Genomic DNA, 5,569 nt, shown 5'->3' on the forward strand with positions numbered 1-5,569 from the left:
CTGGGCGATCTGTTCAACTATTTTGTTATCTTCTTCGACAAGCCATTTGAAGTAGGCGATTTTATTATTGTAGATGATAAAATGGGTTCAATAGAATACATCGGGGTGAAGAGTACCCGCATCAGAACGTTAAGCGGTGAACAGTTGATCTGTTCCAATACCAACCTGGTGAATGCCCGCATTCACAATTACAAACGAATGGAAAAACGCAGGGTAGTGTTTAATTTCAATATCGTGTATAATACCCCGCCCGAGAAAGTGGCCAGGGTGCCAGCCATGGTAAAAGAGATCATTCAGACCCAGGAAACCACCGTATTCGACCGCGCGCATTTTTCAGCATTCGGTCAATTCAGTCTCACCTTTGAAGTGGTGTATTATGTTTTAAGCGCTGATTATAATTTGTATATGGACAGGCAACAGGCTATTTACCTGGCTATTTTGAATGCGTTTAAAAAGGAGAATATTTCATTTGCATTACCCACACAAACCTTGTTGTTCAATAATGGGCCATTTACCACCAATCCCGAAGTAAAAACGAGTTAAAAAGCAGGTGTAGAAATAATTTCCCTATCTGGTTCTAAATAAATTCATTAACAAAATGAAGTTAATAGCCATGCAAACCGCCGCAAGGATCATGATAGCGCGGCCATGCATACGGCTCCATCGATCGTACATTTTTACGGTAGTACCATTCTTCAACGTTTTTTTAGCCTGGTTAACAACAAGCCCGCTGAAGAAGCCGGCAATGGCCAGATAAAAGAAATAAGTCGCGCCCAGCAGGCTCACGATGTAACCCAGCAGGATCCAGATCCACTCAAGCCGTACAGGTTTAAAATTATCCGTATGAATAGAAGGCAAAGTTACCGGCGCCTGTAATTTTTCAGATAGTATGGTGGTGGCCACCTGCAGATCGTAGGCGTTCCAGCCATCGGGGTGATGAATGATCTCCTGCAATTCACTAACAGAATAAGTTTGCATCAGGTGTTCAAAACCCGGTTCAGCCATATCTTTTATGGCTTGTTCGGCCAGCAGGTGATTAACGTGGTTGAATTTTTCCTTGGGGATTTGCAGCGCATACATTGCCTCAGCCTGTTCTCCAAGATAAACCTTGTCGAGTTGGTTCACCTCATGCTCCATGGTATAGGGAATATGATGTTTTTCTAACAGGGAGACCAGGAATTGCGCATCAACAGGCGAATAGAATTTAGTATAAGTAGCATATTGTAGCATAGGACCCAGGGTATGACCACAAGTTACGTAAATTTATAAAAACAGGGCGTTTTATGAAGAAGAAAGCCATCATCTTTGACCTGGACAACACCATCTATTCTGTATACACCATTGGCCATACTTTGTTTGCGCCTTTGTTTGAATTGTTAGAACAGGATGGAACGCAACTACAGCATATGGACAAGATCAGGGATGAAGTAATGCGGCGGCCTTTTCAGCACATTGCAAACGACTATCAGTTTAGCGAGGAACTTACAAAAAAGAGTATTGCGTTGTTACAACAATTGGTATACAATGCCCCCATTGAACCCTTCGAAGATTATGCCCTGGTGCGGCAACTGCCTATTGATAAATATTTAGTGACAACAGGTTTTCCGAATATGCAACAAAGCAAGGTAGACCGCATGGGTTTGCAAAATGACTTCCGGGAAATTCATATAGTTGATCCTTCCACTTCCAACAAAACAAAGAAAGATGTGTTTGTTGAGATTATACTTCGTCATCGATATGCAAAAGAAGACGTGTTGGTAATTGGCGACGACCTGCAGTCAGAAATAAAAGCAGCGCAGGAGCTGGGCCTCGATGTAGTGTGGTATGACAAATATGAGCGATATGAACCAATGCCCGGATTAAAAAAAATAACCAGCTACCAGCAGTTGATGGCGTTTTTGTAGAAAATTATTATTTTGGTTCCCTATTTACACAACTAATGGAATTACCCCCATACTATCAGCGCCTGAGTAAGAAGTATCCGCAGGTAACCACCGAAGAGTGGCAGATCCTGGATAACCTGGCTACCATACGGTATATCCGTAAGGGCGAAACCTTTTTGCGATATGGCAGGGTGGCCCGGTATTCGGCATTTGTATTGAGCGGCCAGTTTAAATTCAGTTTGTTGAATGATGAAGGCATAGAGAAGATCGTGAAGTTTAGTTTTACTGATGATTTCCTGGCGAATTGTGAAAGCTTTCATAAAAAAGCGCCCTCAAATGTTTGCATAACCGCGTTGGAAGATTCGGTGATCTTACGCATTAATACCAAAAAGCTGCAGCCATTGTACGATCAGCACCGGAACCTGTTGCATGTGAATTTACAATTATATCAGGAGTTGATGGAACAGCAGGCCGAGCACCAGTATATACTCTCATTAAAGAGTCCCATCCAGCGCTACCGGTTTTTGCTGGAACACCGGCCGGCGATTGTGGAGAAGATCTCGCTCACCAATATTGCGCGGTACCTGTACATCAGTCGCGAAGCAGTAAGCCGGGCAAGGATCTTACTCTCCGGCCGTAAATTTTGTGATTGAGATCACGACCACGCGTTTTCGATGCCGATAGATTTGCTGAAAAAAACATGAAACAAAGCATGGTATTGTTGCATGGGTTGTTTGGCGGATTGAGCAACTGGCGTGGGGTAATAGCACATTTTCAGGAAGACTATGAATTACACATCCCCGAGCTGCCCATTTTTGACCGGCACAACAACGATCCGCTGTCCTACCTCACCGATTACCTGGAGTTTTATATAGATAAGAACAGTCTTACCAATGTGGTGCTAGTTGGCAATTCCCTTGGCGGACATGTAGCCATTCTATATACCCATCGCCATCCGGCAAATGTAAGCCGGCTTATTTTAACGGGTAGTTCAGGCTTGTATGAAAATACGAGTATGGGCGGTTATCCGCGCCGAAGCAGTTATGAATACATTAGTGAAAGAGTAGCCTATACGTTTTATGATCCGGCGGTAGCCACCAAAGCGCTGGTTGATGAAGTGTTTGGCATTACTACCGATGCCCGCAAGTGCATGAGTATTGTACGCACAGCCAAATCAGCCCAACGCCATTACGTAGCCGACCTGCTGCCTGCCATACAAGTACCCACCTTACTTATTTGGGGCGATAATGACAGAATAACGCCGCCACATGTAGCCCGGGAGTTTGAGCATTATTTGCCCAATGCTACCCTGGTAATGCTGGCACAATGCGGTCATGCGCCGATGATGGAAAGGCCGGTGGAGTTTAATGGGGTGTTGGAGGGGTGGTTGGGCGAGTAAAAATTTGAACCCTCAAAAGTTATTTTTGTACTATGGCAAAAAAGTTAAAAGCGGTTTGGTCTATAATGAAACTCTGACTGTTTTTATATAGGGGGAATTTCATCGGTTATCAGCAAATGATTAGTATCGATTCTGGCATTAATCATTTGAAACCATTAAACCATTGTGTATGGAAAGTACAGGAGAGATTGTTATGTATCAGACGGCTGATGGAAGGATGTCTATTGACGTAAAATTGGAAAATGAGACCGTATGGCTAAGTCAGGCCCAAATTGTGGAACTTTTTGGATCCAGTAAGGCAAACATAAGTGAGCATATCATGGCTATTTATAAATCTCGCGAATTAAAGAAAAAAGCAACTGTTCGGAATTTCCGAACAGTTCAAAAAGAGGGTAATCGGTTGGTAAATAGGAGTTTAGAGTGCTATAGCCTGGATATGATTGTTTCAATTGGTTATCGGGTTAACTCAAAACGCGGCACCCAATTCCGTATTTGGGCCAATAAAGTACTAAAGGACTATTTGGTTAAAGGATATACTGTAAATGAGCAGCGTTTACGGGAACAATCAAGGCAACTGGAAGAGCTAAAACAAACCGTAAGGTTATTAGCCAATGTGGTTGACAATCATGAACTAACTTCTGAAGAGGCTACTGGTCTTTTAAAAGTAGTCACCGATTATACCTACGCCCTGGAAGTGTTAGATCAATATGACCACCAGGTACTTGAAATTCAAAATACAACTTCAGCAGAGTTATACATAATTACATACGATGAGGCTATGTTAGCGATAAAGGGGTTGCGGAATAAGTTTGGAGGCAGCTCATTATTTGGTAACGAAAAAGATGACTCATTTCAGGGATCATTGGCCGCAATTTATCAAACTTTCGATGGGTACTATGTATACCCGAGTGTAGAAGAGAAGGCAGCCAATCTGTTATATTTTGTCATCAAGAATCATTCATTTTCAGATGGGAATAAACGAATAGCGGCCTTTTTGTTTGTATGGTTTATGGAGAAGAACAATATTTTGTATCGGATTGATGGTTCAAAAAGGATAGCAGATAATGCACTCGTAGCTATCACTTTAATGATTGCCGAAAGCAAGCCAGAGGAGAAAGATATGATGATAAAGGTGGTGGTGAATTTGGTCAATTTGAAGAATAGCTGAACTGTTGCATTTTTTGCAACAGTTCAGTTGCATTCCAGTATCTTTCAGGAATTTTTGAAACATGACCAACAATTTTAAAGCCACACCTGCTGACGAAGCCACCCTGCTGAAAGTGGTTACGGATTACGCCTATGCGTTGGATGTGTTGGATCAATACGATCACCAGGTGTTGGCCATTAGCGATACAACTGAGGAAGAGTTATATAAAATAAATTACGAAGAAGCCATGTGGGCCATAAACGGACTGCGCGAAAAATTTGGAGGCAGTTCTTTATTTGGCAATGAAAAAGATGATTCTTTTCAGGGATCATTAGCGGCTATTTACCAAACCTTTGATGGACAATACGTTTACCCGGGTATCGAAGAGAAGGGCGCCAACCTGTTATATTTCGTGGTAAAGAACCATTCCTTTTCGGATGGCAATAAACGCATAGCTGCTTTTTTATTTGTATGGTTTATGGAAAAGAACCAAATCCTGTACCGCCGCGATGGTTCAAAAAGAATAGCAGACAATGCCCTGGTGGCTATTACCCTGATGATTGCCGAAAGTAAACCGGTGGAAAAAGAGATGATGATAAAGGTGGTGGTGAGTTTGATCAATGGAAGGAATTAAATACGATCACATCAAGCCAATTATCCGACAACAAACGGTTTAAATATATACCGGGTTGAGTACAAATTTGTACTTTAAAAAAAATACCTGGTAACTGCATTATATATTCGAATAATACATATATTTGATTGCACAACATTACTGCTTTAAGTATCTCTGATAGTTGCACATCTACACACCCCCCGTTGACGCGGAGGGCCAACCATTTCAGTACAAAATAATATACGTATCTGCGTAGGGTATGCCCTGCAGATAATCTTGTAATTGTTTTAAAAAACTATTACCATGTCGTTTATTGCCAAACTGCAATTGCAGAATGAGGATGAGATCAATGTGCTACGTTGCGCCTTTCGTTTTAATCAATCCATTGATGTAACGGGTAAGGCCGCATCGAGGCCGATGGGCGGTACTATTAATATTATCGTGTCAAGCATTAATCACCCCAGTTTATTTGAGTGGATGATCAATACACAACAAAAGAAAAGTGGCAGGATCACCTTTATAAG

8 protein-coding genes are annotated in these 5,569 nt (G+C 42.0%); 7 read left to right on the forward strand and 1 reads right to left on the reverse strand.

The genetic code is table 11. From position 1 onward, the window contains the following. On the forward strand, positions 1-543 hold a 543-nt coding region (locus ACJ751_RS27665; RefSeq protein WP_407748779.1), incomplete at its 5' end, for a mechanosensitive ion channel family protein. A gap of 24 nt (positions 544-567) precedes the next feature. On the opposite strand, the gene ACJ751_RS27670 is transcribed toward ACJ751_RS27665, so the two are convergent. Continuing rightward, positions 568-1,230, reverse strand: a complete 663-nt coding sequence (locus ACJ751_RS27670) for a hypothetical protein (protein ID WP_407748780.1) — start codon at positions 1,228-1,230, stop codon at positions 568-570. Between the two features lie 53 nt (positions 1,231-1,283). Here ACJ751_RS27670 and ACJ751_RS27675 point away from each other — a divergent pair, with 53 nt between their 5' ends. The 6 genes from ACJ751_RS27675 to tssD form a co-directional block, all read left to right on the forward strand. After that, complete coding sequence (locus ACJ751_RS27675) at positions 1,284-1,904, forward strand: HAD family hydrolase (protein WP_407748781.1); 621 nt, start codon at positions 1,284-1,286, stop codon at positions 1,902-1,904. Between the two features lie 35 nt (positions 1,905-1,939). Next, positions 1,940-2,536 (forward strand): Crp/Fnr family transcriptional regulator, encoded by a 597-nt coding sequence (locus ACJ751_RS27680; protein ID WP_407748782.1) that lies wholly within the window; start codon positions 1,940-1,942, stop codon positions 2,534-2,536. Positions 2,537-2,583: 47 nt separating this feature from the next. Further along, positions 2,584-3,282 carry an alpha/beta fold hydrolase gene (locus ACJ751_RS27685; RefSeq protein WP_407748783.1) on the forward strand — a complete coding sequence of 233 codons (699 nt, stop codon included), beginning with the start codon at positions 2,584-2,586 and terminating at the stop codon, positions 3,280-3,282. Positions 3,283-3,451: 169 nt separating this feature from the next. Next, positions 3,452-4,450, forward strand: coding sequence for a RhuM family protein (rhuM, locus tag ACJ751_RS27690; RefSeq protein ID WP_407748784.1), 999 nt, complete (start codon positions 3,452-3,454; stop codon positions 4,448-4,450). Positions 4,451-4,511: 61 nt separating this feature from the next. Continuing rightward, positions 4,512-5,063 carry a type II toxin-antitoxin system death-on-curing family toxin gene (locus tag ACJ751_RS27695; RefSeq protein ID WP_407748785.1) on the forward strand — a complete coding sequence of 184 codons (552 nt, stop codon included), beginning with the start codon at positions 4,512-4,514 and terminating at the stop codon, positions 5,061-5,063. Positions 5,064-5,348: 285 nt separating this feature from the next. Then, positions 5,349-5,569 (forward strand): type VI secretion system tube protein TssD (gene tssD / locus ACJ751_RS27700; RefSeq protein WP_407748786.1); only part of this gene is annotated, 221 nt, incomplete at its 3' end.

It is taken from the genome of Niastella sp. (assembly GCF_045805085.1).
In the GTDB taxonomy this organism is placed as follows: domain Bacteria; phylum Bacteroidota; class Bacteroidia; order Chitinophagales; family Chitinophagaceae; genus Niastella.